Source organism: Vogesella aquatica (assembly GCF_028548455.1).
Lineage (GTDB): Bacteria > Pseudomonadota > Gammaproteobacteria > Burkholderiales > Chromobacteriaceae > Vogesella > Vogesella aquatica.
Window position 1 is genome coordinate 1 of the sequence record NZ_JAQQLF010000047.1, and the last position, 685, is coordinate 685.

A 685-nucleotide genomic window follows, 5' to 3' on the forward strand; every position below is an offset into this window, starting at 1 on the left:
TTGAAAGGGCAAGTTGGCCGCAAGGCTGACAGCACAAACGGGGGTTTGTAGCTCAGCCGGTTAGAGCACTGTGTTGATAACGCAGGGGTCGTAGGTTCGAGTCCTACCAGACCCACCAAGGATAAAGCCGAAAGACAAGGCGCGAGAGAGCGACATGTACGCCTGTACATGAGCGATTGAGCAACGAAGTATTTCGGGTTTAGAGGGGGATTAGCTCAGTTGGGAGAGCACCTGCTTTGCAAGCAGGGGGTCGTCGGTTCGATCCCGTCATCCTCCACCACCAATGCAAACAAAAAGGCATTCAGCACGCTGAGTGAATTTCTGTTTGCGTTGTAAAACGCCCGATCTTTAACAAACTGAAGAAGCCAATTTACAAGCGGCGAGACAAAACGATAAGTTAATTCTTATGGTGATGAATCGTCGACTTGGGTAGAAAGATTGTATCGACTGTCGTATACGCCTTAGTGTGCGACAAGTCACCAGCGCGAAGCTCATCAGATTAAGGTAACTGAAATGATAGGGTCAAGCGACTAAGTGCATCTGGTGGATGCCTTGGCGATCACAGGCGATGAAGGACGTGCAAGCCTGCGAAAAGCAGTGGGGAGCTGGCAATGGAGCTTTGATCCACTGATATCCGAATGGGGAAACCCCTCCGCAAGGAGATCCTGCGCTGAATATATAGGCG

General features: G+C 50.5%; 2 tRNA genes and 1 rRNA gene. All 3 read left to right on the forward strand.

Annotated elements, in window-relative coordinates:
* Positions 1–41: 41 nt before the first annotated feature.
* Positions 42–118, forward strand: a tRNA-Ile gene (locus PQU95_RS18480).
* An 86-nt stretch (positions 119–204) separates the two neighbouring features.
* Positions 205–280, forward strand: a tRNA-Ala gene (locus tag PQU95_RS18485).
* A gap of 240 nt (positions 281–520) precedes the next feature.
* Positions 521–685 (forward strand): 23S ribosomal RNA (locus PQU95_RS18490); the annotation flags it as partial.